The 18,910-nt window shown below is 37.7% G+C and carries 14 protein-coding genes, 2 tRNA genes and 1 pseudogene; 6 read left to right on the top strand and 11 right to left on the bottom strand.

Features of this window, described 5'->3' with window-relative positions; all coding sequences use genetic code 11:
• From ACFIJ9_RS06465 to rpsL, 4 genes and pseudogenes are all read right to left on the bottom strand, one after another.
• A pseudogene (locus ACFIJ9_RS06465) lies at nt 1-76 on the bottom strand (elongation factor Tu); the annotation flags it as partial.
• A 62-nt stretch (nt 77-138) separates the two neighbouring features.
• Complete coding sequence (fusA, locus tag ACFIJ9_RS06460; protein WP_015856588.1) at nt 139-2,223, bottom strand: elongation factor G; 2,085 nt, start codon at nt 2,221-2,223, stop codon at nt 139-141.
• A 24-nt stretch (nt 2,224-2,247) separates the two neighbouring features.
• A complete protein-coding gene (rpsG, locus tag ACFIJ9_RS06455; protein ID WP_015856589.1) occupies nt 2,248-2,718 on the bottom strand; it encodes a 30S ribosomal protein S7 in 471 nt (156 codons plus the stop codon).
• 18 nt (nt 2,719-2,736) lie between these two features.
• Nucleotides 2,737-3,108 (bottom strand): 30S ribosomal protein S12, encoded by a 372-nt coding sequence (gene rpsL / locus ACFIJ9_RS06450; protein WP_005773262.1) that lies wholly within the window; start codon nt 3,106-3,108, stop codon nt 2,737-2,739.
• A gap of 495 nt (nt 3,109-3,603) precedes the next feature.
• Between rpsL and xth the strand changes: the two genes are divergently transcribed.
• The 5 genes from xth to ACFIJ9_RS06425 all read left to right on the top strand — a co-directional run bounded on the left by xth (nt 3,604) and on the right by ACFIJ9_RS06425 (nt 7,785).
• Nucleotides 3,604-4,386 (top strand): exodeoxyribonuclease III, encoded by a 783-nt coding sequence (gene xth, locus ACFIJ9_RS06445; protein WP_375636228.1) that lies wholly within the window; start codon nt 3,604-3,606, stop codon nt 4,384-4,386.
• 122 nt (nt 4,387-4,508) lie between these two features.
• Nucleotides 4,509-5,414 carry a transporter substrate-binding domain-containing protein gene (locus ACFIJ9_RS06440; RefSeq protein ID WP_375636226.1) on the top strand — a complete coding sequence of 302 codons (906 nt, stop codon included), beginning with the start codon at nt 4,509-4,511 and terminating at the stop codon, nt 5,412-5,414.
• Nucleotides 5,415-5,555: 141 nt separating this feature from the next.
• Nucleotides 5,556-6,308 (top strand): amino acid ABC transporter permease, encoded by a 753-nt coding sequence (locus tag ACFIJ9_RS06435; RefSeq protein ID WP_375636224.1) that lies wholly within the window; start codon nt 5,556-5,558, stop codon nt 6,306-6,308.
• A gap of 2 nt (nt 6,309-6,310) precedes the next feature.
• A complete protein-coding gene (locus ACFIJ9_RS06430) occupies nt 6,311-7,027 on the top strand; it encodes an amino acid ABC transporter permease (RefSeq protein ID WP_273788550.1) in 717 nt (238 codons plus the stop codon).
• An 11-nt stretch (nt 7,028-7,038) separates the two neighbouring features.
• Nucleotides 7,039-7,785, top strand: coding sequence for an amino acid ABC transporter ATP-binding protein (locus tag ACFIJ9_RS06425; protein WP_015856594.1), 747 nt, complete (start codon nt 7,039-7,041; stop codon nt 7,783-7,785).
• A 102-nt stretch (nt 7,786-7,887) separates the two neighbouring features.
• Here ACFIJ9_RS06425 and ACFIJ9_RS06420 read toward each other — a convergent pair whose 3' ends face one another.
• From ACFIJ9_RS06420 to ACFIJ9_RS06395, 6 genes are all read right to left on the bottom strand, one after another.
• Nucleotides 7,888-8,679: a tetratricopeptide repeat protein gene (locus tag ACFIJ9_RS06420; protein ID WP_375636221.1), complete on the bottom strand. Its 792-nt coding sequence runs from the start codon at nt 8,677-8,679 to the stop codon at nt 7,888-7,890.
• A 1,141-nt stretch (nt 8,680-9,820) separates the two neighbouring features.
• Nucleotides 9,821-12,544: a valine--tRNA ligase gene (locus ACFIJ9_RS06415; RefSeq protein WP_375636219.1), complete on the bottom strand. Its 2,724-nt coding sequence runs from the start codon at nt 12,542-12,544 to the stop codon at nt 9,821-9,823.
• A gap of 137 nt (nt 12,545-12,681) precedes the next feature.
• Complete coding sequence (locus tag ACFIJ9_RS06410; protein WP_375636217.1) at nt 12,682-13,248, bottom strand: DUF2497 domain-containing protein; 567 nt, start codon at nt 13,246-13,248, stop codon at nt 12,682-12,684.
• A 260-nt stretch (nt 13,249-13,508) separates the two neighbouring features.
• The gene (locus tag ACFIJ9_RS06405; RefSeq protein ID WP_375636236.1) at nt 13,509-14,750 is read right to left on the bottom strand and encodes a TolC family outer membrane protein; all 1,242 of its coding nucleotides are present in this window, start codon (nt 14,748-14,750) and stop codon (nt 13,509-13,511) included.
• A gap of 108 nt (nt 14,751-14,858) precedes the next feature.
• Entirely contained in the window at nt 14,859-15,533 is a 675-nt protein-coding gene (locus ACFIJ9_RS06400; RefSeq protein ID WP_375636216.1) for a protein-L-isoaspartate O-methyltransferase, read from the bottom strand.
• Nucleotides 15,534-15,767: 234 nt separating this feature from the next.
• Nucleotides 15,768-15,841: transfer RNA gene (locus ACFIJ9_RS06395), tRNA-Cys, on the bottom strand.
• A 184-nt stretch (nt 15,842-16,025) separates the two neighbouring features.
• Here ACFIJ9_RS06395 and ACFIJ9_RS06390 point away from each other — a divergent pair.
• A tRNA-Asn gene (locus tag ACFIJ9_RS06390) sits at nt 16,026-16,100 on the top strand.
• 1,392 nt (nt 16,101-17,492) lie between these two features.
• Here ACFIJ9_RS06390 and ACFIJ9_RS06385 read toward each other — a convergent pair.
• Complete coding sequence (locus tag ACFIJ9_RS06385; RefSeq protein WP_375636214.1) at nt 17,493-18,875, bottom strand: DEAD/DEAH box helicase; 1,383 nt, start codon at nt 18,873-18,875, stop codon at nt 17,493-17,495.
• Nucleotides 18,876-18,910 lie beyond the last annotated feature (35 nt).

Raw genomic sequence — 18,910 nt, 5'->3', positions numbered from 1 at the left:
TCTTCCCATGATCAACGTGACCAATCGTACCAATATTAACATGCGGTTTTGTTCGTTCAAACTTGCTCTTCGCCATCTGAGCTCTCCATTTTCCGTCCAAGCCAAGGACTAAGTTAAAAATTAATTACCAACCTGAAATTACGCGTATTTCTTTTGAATCTCCAAAGCAACAGCCGAAGGTACAGGCTCGTAATGATCAAACTGCATTGTGTACTGTGCACGCCCCTGACTCATAGAGCGAAGGGTATTCACATAACCAAACATATTTGCCAAAGGAACCATCGCATTCACAACCGTTGCAATACCGCGCGCTTCAGTTCCTGAAATCTGTCCCCGACGAGAATTGAGATCACCAATAACATCACCAACATAATCATCTGGTGTAACAACTTCCACCTTCATGATCGGTTCAAGAAGCTGTGCACCAGCCTTCTTTGCTCCATCACGAAAAGCTGCACGAGCAGCAATCTCAAAAGCCAAAACCGAAGAATCAACATCGTGATAGCCACCATCAATAAGAGTTGCTTTTACACCAAGCATAGGAAAGCCTGCAAGAGGACCTGACCCCATAACACTTTCAATCCCTTTTTGGACGCCGGGAATATATTCTTTAGGAACAGCACCACCCACAATCTTCGACTCAAAAATAAAGTCATCACCATCATGAGGCTCAAAAACAATTTTCACACGAGCAAACTGACCGGCACCACCCGATTGTTTCTTATGCGTATAATCAATTTCCGCCATTTTAGTAATTGACTCACGATAAGCAACTTGAGGCTGCCCAACATTTGCTTCAACCTTAAATTCACGCCGCATACGGTCAACAATAATATCAAGATGAAGCTCACCCATTCCAGCTATAATAGTCTGACCAGATTCCTCATCCGATTTAACACGAAATGAAGGATCTTCGGCTGCCAGACGATTAAGAGCAATACCCATTTTTTCTTGATCTGCTTTTGTTTTCGGTTCAATTGCAATCTCAATAACAGGCTCTGGAAATTCCATCCTCTCCAAAATAACAGGCTTCAAAGGATCACAAAGAGTATCACCTGTTGTCGTCTCTTTAAGCCCTGCAAGAGCAACAATATCACCAGCAAATGCTTCTTCAATATCCTCACGAGAATTTGAATGCATTTGAAGCATACGCCCCAAACGTTCTTTCTTCTTTTTCACAGTATTCTCAAGAGAAATACCTTTCTGAACTTTACCTGAGTAAATACGACAGAACGTCAACGAACCAACAAAAGGATCATTCATAATTTTAAAAGCAAGCATAGATAGTGGAGCATCATCTGAAGATTCGCGTGTCGTCTCAGTCTCAGTCTTCACATCAATACCACTAATTGCCGGAACATCAACTGGAGAAGGAAGATAAGAAACAACAGCATCCAAAAGCGGCTGAATTCCCTTGTTTTTAAAAGCTGTACCACAAAGAACCGGATGAAACTGAACTTCTACTGTCCCCCTACGAATGAGAGAAACAAGCTGTTCATTGGTTGGCATAACACCTTCTAAATAAGCCTCTGTCGCAGCTTCATCAACCTCCACAGCCATCTCAATCAATTTCTCGCGATATTCTTCAGCTTTCTCTCTTAAATCAGAGGGAATTTCACTTATCACCGCCGAGGCACCAATAGAACCATCCCACTTTAAAGCCTTCATTTCTACAAGATCAACAACGCCTTCAAAGTCATTTTCAGCACCAATCGGCAACTGCAAAACAAGCGCTTTAGCACCCAACCGAGAACCAACCATCTCCACACTACGATAGAAGTCAGCTCCTATTTTGTCCATTTTATTAACAAAAACCATACGAGGCACACGATATTTCTCAGCTTGCCGCCAAACAGTTTCCGTCTGAGGCTCCACACCAGCATTTGCATCCAACAAAGCTATTGCACCATCAAGAACACGCAAAGAGCGCTCAACCTCAATCGTAAAATCAACGTGCCCTGGCGTATCAATAATATTAAAGCGACGCTTCCGACCGTCACGCCCTTCCCAAAACGTCGTTGTCGCAGCAGACGTAATCGTAATACCGCGCTCCTGCTCCTGCTCCATCCAATCCATCGTAGAAGCACCATCGTGGGTCTCGCCAATTTTATGATTCTTGCCGGTATAGAACAGAATACGTTCAGTCATCGTAGTCTTACCAGCATCAATATGCGCCATAATACCAAAATTACGATAATCTTCAATTTTATATTCGCGAGCCATTATATTTGCCTTAGTTTAAAACTTCTACCAGCGATAGTGAGAAAAAGCACGATTAGCCTCAGCCATACGATGAACATCTTCACGCTTTTTCACGGCAGAACCGCGATTATTAGCCGCATCCATCAGTTCACCAGATAAACGCTCAATCATCGTCGTTTCATTCCGACCACGTGCCGCAGCAATCAACCAACGAATAGCAAGAGCCTGACGACGATCAGGACGAACATCAATCGGAACTTGATAAGTAGCACCACCAACACGGCGTGAGCGAACTTCAATATGAGGAGCAACATTCTCTAAGGCCCGATGAAATAGAGCCACAGGGTCTGTTTTTACTCTTTTTTCTACAGAATCGAGCGCACCATAAACAATACGCTCTGCAACTGATTTTTTACCATCAAACATAATGGCATTCATAAATTTCATAATAACCAAATCACCAAACTTAGGATCTGGATTAATTTCACGCTTTTCTGCTCTATGACGACGGGACATTGGCTTTGTCTCTCAATATTATTTTGGACGCTTTGCGCCATACTTTGAACGACGCTGTTTACGATTCTTGACACCCTGCGTATCAAGCAAACCACGAATAATGTGATAACGAACTCCTGGCAAATCTTTCACACGACCACCACGAATCATCACAACAGAGTGCTCTTGAAGATTATGTCCCTCTCCAGGAATATAACCAATCACCTCAAATCCATTCGTCAAGCGAATCTTAGCAACTTTACGAAGAGCAGAATTAGGTTTCTTCGGTGTTGTTGTATAAACACGCGTACAAACACCACGCTTCTGCGGATTCGACTGCAAAGCAGGAACCTTATTACGTTTAACTGGCGCTACACGCGGTTTGCGAATCAACTGGTTTACGGTAGGCATGCAACCTTCCTCTTTTCGATCTACATTCGTCTCACCCAATCGGGCTTTTCTATTTCATTTCTATCCACTCCAATAGAATCGGAACAGATATCTAATTCTACACACAAAATCGGGCATACCTGCAAAAAACAGTTCACCCGACCACAAGCAGAGAAGGCAATAGCCTTTTGCACTAGCATTTGCTTTTAATCTTCTTAACACCTGTGAATAATCTTTCGGTTCATATCCAAAACACCTGATCACATCCACATCGGTTATGTCCACCTCTAATAGCGAGAACACTTACATTCGTCAAGAACTAAACAGCAGAAAGTTTTTAAAAATGAAAATAAATTAAATTTTAAAACTTTAAATTTGCTTTTACCGCTACTCTTGATAAATCAATTTACCATAGTAATATCCCTATAAATAAAAAAAGCAGCAATGTGACTGTAATAAAACATGAATGCAGTAAATTAAATTGAATTGCATACTTGATATCTAATGATGAGCGCCATGAAAATAGCAACGTGGAATATTGCTGGAATAAAAGCACGACATGAAACATTATGTCAATGGCTGCAGCAGAGTCAGCCGGACATAGTCTGTTTACAGGAAATTAAAAGTATTGATGAAAATTTTCCACGCGATGCAATTGAAATTTTAGGTTACCATATAGAAACACACGGACAAAAAAGTTTTAATGGTGTTGCGATTCTCTCTAAAAGAACACCAGATGAAGTGATCCGTCGATTACCAGGCAACGATAATGATGAGCAGACACGTTACATTGAAGCTGTTTATTCAACAAACAAAGGTGTTGTTCGTGTTGCATCTCTCTATTTACCAAATGGGAATCCTATTGAGAGTGAAAAATATTCCTATAAAATAGAATGGATGGAAAGATTATATACACATGCAAAATCATTGCTTGCGTATGAAGAACCCCTTATTCTAGCGGGTGATTATAATGTCATCCCCGCTCCATTAGATGCAAAAAAACCTCAAGAATGGTATCAAGATGCCTTATTTCTTCAAGAAACAAGAAAAGTATTTCAACGTATTCTTAATTTAGGTCTTTACGATGCTATCCGGAATGTCACCGATACTCCCTCCTTCAGTTTTTGGGATTTTCAGGCGGGTGCTTGGCCTAAAAATAATGGGATTCGCATTGATCATTTATTATTATCACCAGAAGCTGTTGATCAGCTTATTTGCGCTCATAGTCAAACAGAAGTAAGGGGATATCAAAAACCATCCGACCACGTTCCTGTTTGGATTCACCTTAATATCAATTAAGAAAGTACACCCCCCATTATGAAACAACAAAAAAATTCCACTCAAAAATAATAACTATGCTACACCATGTAAACAGTATATCTTAAACAGCTAAAGTAAAGATAAATGAATGGAGGACATAAATGAAGAAATCATTATTAATGTTTATTGCAGCAACGGCCATTGGTTTCACAAGCGTCGCGCATGCTGAACATGATACTCTTGAAAAAATAAAACGAACAGGGGAAATTACTTTAGGTGTCCGTGAATCATCTGGTTTAGCCTACGCCCTTGGTAATAATAAATATGTAGGTTTTCATACAGAAATGGCAGAACGTATCATTGATGATATCTCAAAAAAAATTGGTAAACCAATTAAAATTCATTATCTTCCTATCACTTCTCAAAATAGAATTCCTCTCTTAAAAAATAAAACCTATGATTTTGAGTGCGGCTCAACAACAAATGATATTGCCCGCAGTAAAGAAGCAGCATTTGCTTATACGACATACATTGAAGAGGTTCGGATTGCTGTAAAGAAAAACTCTAACATTAAATCTCTTGACGATTTAAATGGAAAAACAGTCGCAACGACCACCGGTACAACATCTGTTCAACTTATTCGTAAAAACAAACGTGCAAAAAACATTCAGTTTAAAGTTTTAAAGGGGAAAGATCACGGAGATAGTTTTTTATTATTAGAATCTGGTAAGGCAGATGCTTTTGTTATGGATGCTTCAATTCTTGCTGGACATATTGCTAAATCAAAGAATCCATCTGATTATGTCATTCTTGATACTGTACTTTCAGTCGAACCTATCGCCTGTATGCTCAGATTAAATGACAAAAAATTTGAACAAACAATCAACGATAGTATCGTACGTCAGATTAAAGATGAATCACTTGAAAAGCTTTATAATAAGTGGTTTATGAAACCGATTCCACCTGCTAACACTGTTATGAACCTTCCCTTGTCAAAACAAACAAGATATGCTTGGGATCACCCAAATAGTAAGCCTCGAGAAAGCTACACAGAAAAAGATTTATAAAATTTAATAAAGAAAAACCACACTCTTTAAAAATTGAGTGTGGTTTATATTTTAATTCACTTTTTAATAAATTTGGCCTATGTAGATGCGCTTAATTTATTGTCCTATTTGTGAATGACTAATTTGAGGGAATATCAATTAATGGACTTTTCTTTCCTTTGTAGAGATGACCTTACCCAAACACTGGTAACAGGATGCCTAGGAGCTCCCGGCGTGAGCCATACCTATTTAGATACACTTCTCGATGGCTTAAAAAATACGGTTATATTGTCTATCACTTCACTTATCTTAGCTGTATTGTGTGGTGTTATTATAGGAACAATGCGCACTTTACCCAAAACATCGATAATCAATTATATATTTCGCACTATCGGTGCTATTTGGGTAGAGATTATGCGTAATATTCCCCTCCTTGTACAAGTATTTTTGTGGTATTTTGTTGTTCCTAAGATTTATCCACCAGCGATGAAATTTTCCCCTATTTTCTTAATAACATGCGCATTGGGATTCTTTACATCTGCACGCATTGCAGAACAGGTTCGTTCAGGCATTGAAGCGATTCCTTCTGGACAACGTTATGCTGCTATGGCAATGGGGTTTACAACTTATCAAAGTTATCGCTATATTATACTACCACGTGCTATACGTACAATTATGCCGCCTCTTACTTCAGAAGCAATGGGCATTGTGAAAAATTCGTCTATAGCATTCGCCGTTTCAATAAATGAGCTCATGCAATTTCAATACCAAGCAATTGAAGAGGTAAGCCATGTTTACGAAAATTATTTGCTTGTTACGATTCTTTATATTCTAATAGCCTTATTCGTATTCATTGTGATGACAGTCATTGAACAAATACTCAAAATTCCTAATTTTCAAACAAAGGGAAATTGAAAATGATGAATTTCATAAGCTCTCAGTTTGGACTTTATTTTCCTTTCAATTTTTCCGACTTTGATTTTTCCTTTTTTACCTTTGATGTATTTCGTTCTTACATTTTATCAGGTTTGCTCTTTAGCGTTTTTCTAACTCTTTTTGCAACGGTATTGGGGTTTGTTTTCGGCACCCTTTTAGCAATGATGCGCCTTTCTTCCATAAAACTTCTTTCTTGGTTTGCAATCGTTTACATAACAGCTATGCGTTCAATACCACTTGTGATGGTTATCTTATGGTTTTTCGTGCTTTTGCCTTTTTTAACCGGTACATCCATCGGTGCAAATAAATCAGCACTCATTACCTTTACCGCATTTGAAACGGCTTATTTTGCAGAAATTATGCGTGCTGGCATAAACTCAGTTTCGCAAGGACAAAAATATGCGGGACAAGCTCTCGGAATGACATATTGGCAAAGTATGTACATTGTCATTCTTCCTCAAGCCTTTAGAGACATGCTACCAGTTTTTTTAACACAAGTTATTATCCTTTTTCAGGATACAACCCTTGTTTATGCAATCAGTGGCAACAGTCTTTTAAATGGTTTTGATATTGCTGCTAATAATTTTGGTGTAAAGCAAGAAGCTTATATCTTAGCAGCTGTTTTCTATTTTGTTATCTGTTTTACACTGTCACAAATAGTTTTGTATTTACAAAAAAAAGTATCCATTATTCGCTAATAGGAAAAAAAATGTCTACTCATATGATCGAAATAAAAAATGTTTCTAATTGGTATGGCGAAATTAAAGTCCTTAAAAACTGTACAACCAACATTAATAAAGGAGAGGTCGTTGTCGTTTGTGGTCCATCAGGATCAGGAAAATCAACACTCATTAAAACTATTAACGCTCTCGTTCCTTTTCAAAAAGGTGAAATTTGGATTAACGGAGTACCAGTTCATTCAAAAAAAACGAATCTGCCTAAATTGCGAAGTCAAGTGGGAATGGTATTTCAACACTTCGAGCTTTTCCCCCATTTATCTGTCACAGAAAATTTGACAATTGCGCAAATTAAAGTCCTAAAACGAAGCAAAAAAGAAGCACTTGAACGTGGATTGTTGTATCTTGAACGCGTTGGGCTGATTGAACACAAAGATAAATATCCTGGTCAACTTTCTGGAGGGCAACAACAACGTGTTGCTATTGCACGTGCCTTAACTATGGATCCACTTGTCATGCTTTTTGATGAACCAACATCTGCTCTAGATCCTGAAATGGTAGGTGAAGTGCTCGATGTCATGATTAGCTTAGCAGAAGAAGGTATGACGATGATTTGTGTAACCCATGAAATGGGATTTGCACAAAAAGTCTCGGAGCGTGTTATTTTCATAGATCAAGGAACAATTCTTGAAGACTGTTCATCTAAAGAGTTCTTTTCTGATCCACAAGCGAGAACACCAAGAACGCAAGAATTTTTGTCTAAAATCTTAAGTCATTAGCCGTTATATTATCACAAAAAGCTATCTCTACTGTAAACTTAGACACAAGACAGTAGAGTTTAATAACGGATGAGAGAATGTAAAAATATTACAATCAGATGTTTAAAAACTGTTATTTTTTAAAATATCAGCAACCAGTGAAATTGCTGTACGTCTCTCAAATTCATTACAAAGAGCAAAAGCCTGTTCTTGCAAAGGGCGAATCCAATTTCTGTCTTTTACATTAGCTTTTTCATAGGCAGCAGTTAACAATGCTGCCCCACGGACAATTTTTCCTTCTTGAAGCAGCATATTTCCAAGCATTGCTTGGGCGGAAGGATTTCCTTTTTTTGCTGAAAGTTGAAACCATCGTGCTGCTTGTATAAGATTCTTCTCCCTTCCCTCTCCCTTTAAAAATATTTTTCCTAAATGATACTGAGCTTTAGGATTTCCATAGTTCACCGCAGCCTGCATATAAAGATGAGCAGCATAAGAAGGATCAGGTTTCACAGGTGATTGAGGAATACCTTTTTTTATATATCCCGCAAGTTTAACCAATGCATCAGAAACATAACTTTCATCCTCTGAACCAAGATCAGTACCTTTTTCAACAATATATGCCAAAAAATGATATGCCTTATAATCATTTTTAGGGACACCATCACCGTTTGCATAGATAGAGCCAAGTTTCCAATTCGCACCAATATGGCCTCTCTTAGCCGCACGACGTAATGCTGCAATAGCCTGATTTATATGTCCATCTTTATAAGCAGACATACCACGTTTAAAAAAATAAAACGAACCATCATTCGCTTCTTGCAAGCTATTAACATCTATTGCATAAACAGTCGAAAAAAATCCCCCTAAAATCACAACAATAGTGGCTTTTTTCCATATCTGAAACCTATTAACCATTTCCCCCCCTATCTCAATTTTAATGATTATATCTGTTACAAATTTCTTTGTAGATATTTAAAGCCTTTTTCTTAGTAAGAAGCACACGCGATTTTAAAGTAAAAATTTTAAAAGAAAAGATCAATAAATTAAAACCATCCAAAATGTTCGATAAAATTAAGTATCCATTTTTATATATAACAAATTGATTTTTAAATATAAATCATCATTCTATATTTTGTAACACCTCCTTTAACATTCTAGGATTTATTGATTTTAAAATTGTATACGTATGAATAAAAGTCGCTCAATAAAATAACGTGCATTAAACAGCAACTTGAGAACGAAGAGAATACATAATGAATGGTAAGCGTTTAAGCATAAAAAACAATACGAAAGATAAATAAATATAATGATGATCGTTAACTTATAACTTCACAACTGCCTTACCAGCTTAAAGATGAAGTTTTTTGCCACCGTCAATCTATAAACAATACAGCTTTTTGTTTAACAGATTCCACCTGACATCATTTCACATGGGGTTAATTCATACTTTACACACAAGCCCTACCTCAGAATACTCACCACTACATAAAACAAAAATACCACATGTGTAATTTTACATGCCTTATATTGCTACTCTAAATGATGATGTTTTACAGTAATAAAACAACATATTGATTTATAATGATAATTTACCTTTTTTGTATGTTGAATGAGTCCCTAGAATATCGTAAGATTCTCTCATTCAAAACCTGTTCCATGTTGAATCAATCAAACCCATCCGCTTGCACATTACAAGCAGAGAGAGCTATGTGGATAAAAACTCTGTATAAGAAAGAACTAAAAATGCCTCTTATGAACGGTCTTAAGTGCCAAGTCCTTGTCCGGATTGGATGGGATGGTGCCAGCGCTTGTTACTTCACAAGCGTAAAGAAGGGGAGCTCAATGAATTTACCGTTATACCATTCATGATTTCCGTCGTGAAATAGGCTCGGGTACCTTAAAAGATGTTTCTTTAATGATAAACATAAAACAATGGATTTCAGTAGAGATTTTATGATCGTTCATGAAAAACTAACAAAAGAAAAAGTTTCTTTAAAGAAGATCTACACCAGCCCTAATAGTATGAAATCATCCATCAAAAAATAAAAAGCTGAAATCAATCCAACCGCTCTAAAGCAACAAATATTTTCTTCTGCGCTGCACGCAGTTCTACAACCCTGTTCCGTTCACGCTCAACAATTTCTGCTTTTGCATTTGCTATAAATTTGGGATTGTTTAACTTAAGCGATATTTTTTCAATATCTTGTTCAATTTTACTGACATCCTTCCTCAAACGAACACGTTCAGCCTCCAAATCAATCAACTGTCCTAATGGTAAACAAAAAACAGCCTCTCCCAAAATCATTTGTGCCGATACTTCCGGAACTTTATCAGAGAAATCAATAACTTCAATACGCGCTAATTTTTTAAGAAGTGCATCATAACGCCTCACACGCTCTCGCGTTACTTCCCCTCCTTCAACAACAACAAGAGGTGCTTGTGTAGCCACTGGAATATTCATTTCAAAACGTACTGACCGAATCCCTGTAACGACATCAATAAGCCAATTAATATCATCAGCAGCTTCTTCATCTATCAATGTTTCCTCTGGCCATTTTGTCAATGCGAGCATATCCTCACGCTTGATGGCTTGCGTTTCTGTAAGAGACCACAACTCTTCCGTCATATGAGGCATAAAAGGATGAAGAAGTTTATAAACTTCATCTAAAACCCAAGCAGTACAAGCTTGAGCCTCATTTTTAGCATCTTCATTTCCCCCCTGAAAAATAGGTTTGAGAAGCTCCAAATACCAATCACATAATGTATTCCAAATGAAACGATAAAGTGTGGCAGCTGACTCATTAAATTTATAGTGTTCAATACCAGCCGTCACTGCTGAAATCGTTTTGGATAATTCTGTTAAAATCCAACGATTAAGCGCCAATTTTGCTTGTTCTGGCTTAAAAGTTGGATCATGCTTCACACCATTCATCTGTGCAAATCGGGTAGCATTCCACAATTTCGTAGCAAAATTACGATAACCAGCAATACGGGAAGCGTCAAGTTTTACATCACGACCTTGTGCTGCCATAATAGCTAAAGTAAACCGAAGTGCATCAGCACTATATTGATCAATAAGCTCTAAGGGATCAATAATATTTCCCTTTGATTTTGACATCTTTGCACCCTTTTGATCCCGAACAAGAGCGTGCACATAGACCGTTGGAAAAGGAACGTCACCCATAAAGTGAAGTCCCATCATCATCATACGAGCAACCCAGAAAAAAATAATATCAAATCCTGTCACGGATAAAGATGTTGGGTAAAAAGTAGATAATTCAGTCGTTTTATTTGGCCATCCTAATGTTGAAAAAGGCCAAAGAGCTGATGAAAACCAAGTATCTAAAACATCCGGATCACGGATTAATTCAACAACCTCACCATAATGAGCAAAAGCTGAATCTAAAGCCTCTTTTTCACTTTTTTCAACAAAAACCGTTCCATCAGGACCATACCAAGCAGGAATCTGATGTCCCCACCACAATTGGCGAGAAATGCACCAAGGTTGAATATTTTCCATCCAATTGAAGTAAGTCTTTTTCCAGCTATCGGGAACGAACTGCGTTTTGCCTTGTTGAACAGCCTCTATCGCTGGCTTTGCTAATTTAGCAGCATGAACATACCATTGATCTGTCAAAAACGGCTCAATAGGGACACCACTGCGATCTCCATGAGGAACCATATGGGTATGATCGTCCACAGAGGCTAAATATCCCTGTTCTTCCATCAAAGAAACAATCTTCTGGCGCGCAAAAAAACGATCAGATTTATCGAGATTTTCTACTAACATTTTTAATTCATCTGATAAAATCAAACCATCAAAAAATGCTTCATTTTCACGGAGAAAAATCTCGGCTTTTTGGGTAAAAATATTGATCAAGCGTAAATGATTACGCTGTCCTACTTCAAAATCATTAAAGTCATGAGCTGGTGTGATTTTTACAGCACCACTTCCAGCTTCAGGATCAGCATGCGTATCACCAACAATTAATAACCTACGACCAACAAGTGGCAAAAGAGCATTTTTACCGATAAGATTTTTATAACGCTCATCTTCAGGATTAACGGCAATTCCTGTATCACCAAGCATTGTTTCTGGTCGTGTTGTCGCCACTGTTATAAAAGTTGTCGCATCATTTGGATCAAAAATTTTACCCTCAAGTGGATATCTAAAGTGCCACAAATGTCCTTGAACTTCTTTTTGCTCAACTTCAAGATCTGAAATAGCTGTCAACAATTTAGGATCCCAATTGACGAGGCGCTTATCCCTATATATCAACCCTTGCTTATAAAGCGTGACAAAGACTTCACGAACTGCCTGCGACAACCCCTCATCCATTGTAAACCGCTCACGCGACCAATCACATGAAACCCCAAGGCGACGCAACTGGTTTGCAATAACGCCTCCAGTTTCATAACGCCACTCCCAAATACGCTCAATAAACTTTTCTCTCCCCATTTCTTGACGCGTTGGCTCTTGGCGTTCTGCAAGTTGACGCTCTACAACCATTTGTGTAGCAATCCCAGCATGATCCATACCAGGCTGCCACAAGACATTTCTGCCACGCATCCGCTGAAATCTAACTATTATATCTTGAATTGTCGTATTGAGCGCGTGCCCCATATGAAGTGAGCCCGTAACATTAGGAGGTGGAAGCATAACGCAAAAAGGTTCTGCACCGCTTTTAGAACCAGCTCCCACTTTAAAGGCCCCACGAGTCTCCCATCTCTTTGCAACCCGTTGCTCTATAGAGGCAGCATCATAGTTTTTTTCTAACATTCCATCCATCCATAACGCCACTGAAAAACACAATATATGATCAAATCCCGATCAAAAACCCGTGATTTTCAGCTATTCACTAGAGAGCTCGCAAAATCGCAAACAAAATTCTCATAAAATGAAAAACATAAAAACAATTAAGATAATTTTTTAATCGCTTTCACAATCTCTTCACGCAAAATATCTTCCAGCAAAATAGGCAATTTAGACTGTAACCATTCTGCTATAGCCGGACGCAACACATCCTTTGCAATCTTTTCTGCAGAAGAAATACAATATGCAGACAATTCCACATGACCATCCCCTCTAGCTTCTGACTGTGATTTCCTTATCTCATCTTCATATTCTTTTGCTTTATAAACAGAATTCCGTTCTTCAGAAGAAAGCTTCATCTTTTGCATATCCATACCAACTGTATTATTTTCTGCCTCTATATCCTCTTTCTCTTGCGTTATCTTCCCCCCTTGATTTTCAGAAGAAAGACCAATACGATCAGCTAAAGCTTTCATAGCATCATCAACCGATAAGGTTGTATCATAAATACCCTCTGATGCAGATTCTGAACGACCTTCCGAAGCATTCACTGCAACATCTTCATTTAAAAAGTGATCAGATTGAACCGCATTTTCTTCGATTATTTCACGAATAGATGTTAAAATTTCATCCATACTTGGCTCACGTAACACGCTTGAACTCTGTACCATACTTTACAACCTCTCAAAGACGCAACAACAAATAGAATCATACTTTCAGTGTATGCAAAAGAATCATAAGATCAACATGCCTCCCGCGATATTTTCAAATATGCTTGTCATAAAGAGGGCGCTACACACAATTTTCTGCACTTATAAAAATAACATCTCACCATTCTATTTTTAAACATATTCAACTATTGATTTACTAATCTTTTAAAAACTAAAATAATTTAAGATTAAAGAGATACTTTTATGCATTATCGGATATATTATTTAATTGTTTTTAAACCTAAATAATTTGCAGTCAATCTACCAATAGAAGATTGAACACTATAGCTTGCCACAACAGCATTACGCTCCGCCATTGCAAGCGCAATCTGAGCATTAATCAATTGAGTACGAGAATTTAAAACATCCAGCGTCGTTGCTTGCCCTACGCGATTTTCTTGAACACGGCCTTTCAGAGCAATTTCAGCAGCACGAACACTTTCACGGTAAGCAATAACAGATGAGCGCGCGCCCTCCAACTGAAACCAAGCAGAAGTAAGTACTTGCCTAGTATTACTATGCACCAAATCGAGTTGAAGCTGCGCCTGTCCAAGCTGTTCCCTTGATTGACGAATTTGCGCAGACGTACGACCTCCTTCAAAGATTGGGACACTTACTGACAATCCTATTGATTTAGAAACTCCATCCTCTCCAGCACCGCTGTAGATTCGATTATAAGATGCTGTTGCAGAAAAATCAACTTTAGGGAGCAATGCTCCTTCTTTCGCCTTTACATTGTAAACACTCGCATCGACTAAATATTTAGCATAAAGGATTGCTGGATGCATCACAACGCTCATTTGGTAAGCCATATCAAGGTTGACGGGAAAATCTTTGGCTACGGGTGGGCGTTTCAACTTTTCAGGATCAGAACCAATAACTTGTCGATACACTGCCTCTGCTGCTTTTACATCAGCACGAGCAAGACTCAGCTCTGAAACAGCCACGGAACGTGCAGCTTGAGCTTGAGCAAGATCAACATGCCCTCCTTCACCCACATCAAATTTTGCTTTATTGGAACGAACTTGTTCTTCAAGAGCTGCCAAATTTTCTCTCCGAAGATCGGCAACACGACGTGCGTGATAGACATTAGCATAAGCGGTCACTGTCTCCAGAAACGTATTTTGTTCAACATTACGAAGATATTCACGCTGAGCCTGCAACTTAACTTGAGCTGAAGAAAAGATATTTTGCGTGATAAAACCATCAAATAATCTTTGATTTAATCTCACGCCTATAGATCCAGAAGTGACATAAGGACCTGTAAAAGACTTATTCCGACCATAGCTCCCAACCCCCTCAACTTGAGGCAATAACCCTGATCGCGCAATGACAACATCATCACTGGATATACGCACAGCTGCACGTTCACTATTCAACTTAGCATTATGCTTATAAGCCTTAGAAAAGGCATCCATCAATGTCTCAGCATAAACAGTATCTGATAGTAAAATACTCAACACCAGTAATAAACACACCTGAAACTTCTTGTTTACTCTAAACACAATACACACAATAACAAACCCCAAATAAATTACAAAATTATCTTTTATTCACAAAACAAACAAGCACTAAAACACAAAACCAGGTGTTTTTAAAAAACAAGGAATAGGCTTTACAGCGAGGTTAAAAGCACGACGTGCAGAAATGATTCCATCTTCTTTTATATAGATTTGTGCAACAGCAGCATTTCCATACCCTTCAACCACAACAAGACGTCCACAGTCTTTCATTTGATCAAAGATACCTTGTGGAATAAAATCAACAGATCCCTCAATGAAAATCACATCGTAAGGTCCCTCAACGGCATATCCTTGCTCTAATGGACCATGAACGACAACCACATTATCACATTGATTACGTTCTAAAGCTTCAAGAGCACGTTCAAAAAGAGATTTATTACTTTCCAACGCAATCACAGACCCTGCAAGTTTTGCAAGCAACGCTGCACAATAACCACTATTTGCACCAATATCTAAAACAACATCTGATGATTTTACAGCGGCAAGCTGTAGTAATTTCGCTAGAGATGCAGGTTTCATCAAATAGCGTGCAGGAACCCCATCTTGTACTGGACATAGAACAATGTCGGTATCAAGATAACTTAATACTTTCATATCTTCCGATACAAAATCTTCACGAGATACCGTTAAAAACGCTTCAAGAACTGATAAATCCGTTACATCAACTGTACGAATTTGATTGTCAACCATTTTGCGACGAAGCTCAGCAAAATCTGCAACCATAACGAATATTTTCTCCTAACCTACAAAAAACAAACAAAACAGCGACAATGATGGACGAAGATCTCTCAAACTATGAGCGTTACGAAAAAGGATGCTCCAGTCAACAATTAGATTTTAACTGTATGATCTCTCATAAAAAAGTGTCTTCACAACTATAGAGGAACAACTATAGAGGGAAATAATCTATTTTCCTATACCTCATCTCCCCTAAAAGCCGTTTCGTTTAAAATCGGCTGGAGGCCTCGCCCGGAATCGAACCGGGATACAAGGATTTGCAGTCCTCTGCGTAACCATTCCGCCACGAGGCCTCGTCAACAAACATAAAGGTTTCAATAAGGGAAGGCAACGCATCCGTCAAGGTGTAGAAATTTTCTCTCGCCTTTTTTCCTCTTATTACACAATTTATCATATTTTTTTAAAAAAAGTAATTTTATCCTTTGCAAATCAGTATTGCTTTGCTATAGCCTTTTCAACTAAATGATTGGGCACCATTCCCCGGTAGCTCAGCGGTAGAGCAACCGGCTGTTAACCGGTTGGTCGCTGGTTCGAATCCGGCCCGGGGAGCCACATTCTTTTCTATCACAAATAACTTATTGGTTTTCCATATGTTTTTTTAAGTGAGGAATTCGTTAATAAAAGTGAGAGAATAAGGTTTTTACTATAAAGTAGAAACACAATATCCTACGGGATGTATTTTTTTCAATGAACGCAAAGAACCATTGATTCATTTTAAAATAGCACAAATAAGATTACTTTTTTCAAACTACCGCGCCTCTATCAGAGAGCTCTGCAATTATTTGCACATTATAAAATAGGGCTTCTTTCACGAGAAGGAATTATTAAGCTCCATCAGCAATGAAAAAGATCTCATATAATTTTTGTCCAAGGAAAAAATGATTTGTACTCCATAAAGCAATTAAACTTAAAAAACTGCTCATGAAGCAATCATTTTGAAAAATGGAAGAAACAACAATCAGGGCATATATTATCTCCATACATCCCACATAACCGCCTCCCCATCTTAAAAGCAAAAAACATCAAACAAGTCTGTAAACATTCCGGCGTCTTATCTAACAGGTTGTTCCTCCTGCTAACCACTTCAACGCTTTACAAACAACCTTGCCTTGGATATTTCATCCCACTGTCATAAAACATTTAATACATAAAGTCTTATAGGCTTTATATCCCCCCAAATAATAGTGTTTTACAATAAAAACCAAGATAACAAGCTAAATTGTTAAGAATCCTGAGAAAGCCTTCAGAAATCATGACATTCTTGCTATTTCATTATGCAGTCACACGCTTTTCTAAAGAGATATCTCTTAAATTCCCCCCAAGCCCATTTCACAATGACTCCCGTAAATGATATAAAATGAAATCGATTAATCATCCCATCTTTATTTATAATAAAAGCCATACCATCATACTATTTTCCAACTCTCAATCTTAGCAATACCCCTTGCCTTTGAAAGAGTTTATAAGAATCATTTTATTTATTTCTCAAATGTTTATCTATACGATAATTTCACATATAACGTGCAAATGAATACTTTTGATTGATCCACATAAATAGCTTCAAAATGAAAAAAATTTTACGATATAATGAATTATCAATATATAAAACAATGAGTTATTATTAGAAATAAATTTTTAAAATTAAAAGTTATCATTAAAGATAAAACACATCTTTTAAAAAATAATTTTATATAAATAAAATCTATTTTCATTCCCATTTTAAAAAATGGAAATAAAGAAAATAAATAATCGCCTCTACAGTAATAATTTCTTTTTAAAAGATTTTTAAATAATCCAAACACTTAGAGGTTTTCATTTTTTAGAAATGAAAACCTCTAAAAGACCTTCTTATTTTGGCAAGAATATTTTATACCTCTTTTCAATTGAGAACAAATCAACAAAAGTAAAAAATCTCCAGTACATAATCTTTTCTCAAGACTTTATCTAGGCAGCCTTCTTAACTGATTTTCGAAAACGAAAAGGCTTTGCACGCTTTGGCACCGCTTTTGCTTTTTTATGCCTCTCATTTGGAGATGAAGAATTCTTCCGCTGCAACTGTGCGGCATCATCTTTTCGACCTAAAAACTGTTTTTGACGTTTAGATTTTTTAAAACGGCGTTCCTTATCGTTTTCTTTTTCTCTACTTTCTGGCACAATTGGCTTTTCTGGAAACGCTGCAAATTGCTCTGGAACTGACTCAGCCACCAATTTCATACGAATCAAGCGCTCTATAGCACGCAACCGTTCCCTTTCTATCTTCTCATCAAAAAGTGTAAGTGCTTCACCAGATGCACCATTACGTCCTGTACGACCGATACGATGTACATAACTTTCAGCTTCATCTGGTAAGTCATAATTAATAACGTGGCTTATCCCTGGTATATCAATACCGCGTGCAGCAATATCTGTTGCCACAAGGATCTGCACAGATCTTTCACGAAAAGCTTTTAAAGCAGACTGGCGAGCACCTTGTGATTTATTCCCATGAATCGTTGCGACTGAATATCCTATCTTTGCCAAACTACGTGTAACAGAATCAGCCCCATGTTTAGTTCGGGTAAAAACAATAACCGAATTAAAAGCTGGATTTGTCAAAAGTTTACTTAAAACATTCTTTTTTTCATTCGTAGGAACACAATATAATTTTTGGCAAATCTCTACAGCCGTAGTACCTTGAGGAACAACTTCAATTTTAACAGGATCATTGAGTAAACATTTTGCAAGCACAGCAATTTCCCTCGGCATTGTTGCAGAAAAGAGTGCTGTCTGACGCTCTTGATGCAAAAGCTTTGCAATTTGCTTGACATCATGAATAAACCCCATATCCAACATACGATCTGCTTCATCCAAAATCAAAAAACGAGATTGGGAAAGATCAACACACTTTTCACGAACAAGATCTCTCAAACGCCCTGGAGTCGCTATCAAAACATCCACACCTGCTTCCATACGTTTAATTTGTTTTAAACGTGACACGCCCCCAAAAATAAGACATGTTGAAAGATGAGCTCCCTTCGCCGCAGTGCGAATCGTTTCATCAATCTGGACAGCAAGTTCACGCGTTGGAGCTAAAATCAAAGCGCGTGCAGTTTTAGGACAGCGTTTATTACCCAAAGCCAAAATCTGACTTAAAATAGGTAAACCAAACGCCAAGGTTTTTCCAGAACCTGTCTGAGCAACACCTAAAATATCGTGTCCTTTCAACATCACTGGAATAGCTTGTTCTTGTATAGGTTTAGGTTTACTCATCCCAGCAATGAGTAAATTTTTAATCAAAAGAGTAGGCAAACCTAACTTTGTAAAAACATTTTCTTCGTTTATAGGCAAAATACAATCTTTCCTCAGCCGAAGAACTCAAAACA

Origin of the sequence: Bartonella sp. MR90HLJMH (genome assembly GCF_042194115.1) — a bacterium.
GTDB lineage: Bacteria > Pseudomonadota > Alphaproteobacteria > Rhizobiales > Rhizobiaceae > Bartonella > Bartonella grahamii.
The sequence above is the reverse complement of the archived record's forward strand: the minus strand, read 5'-3'. Positions and strand labels throughout refer to the sequence as shown.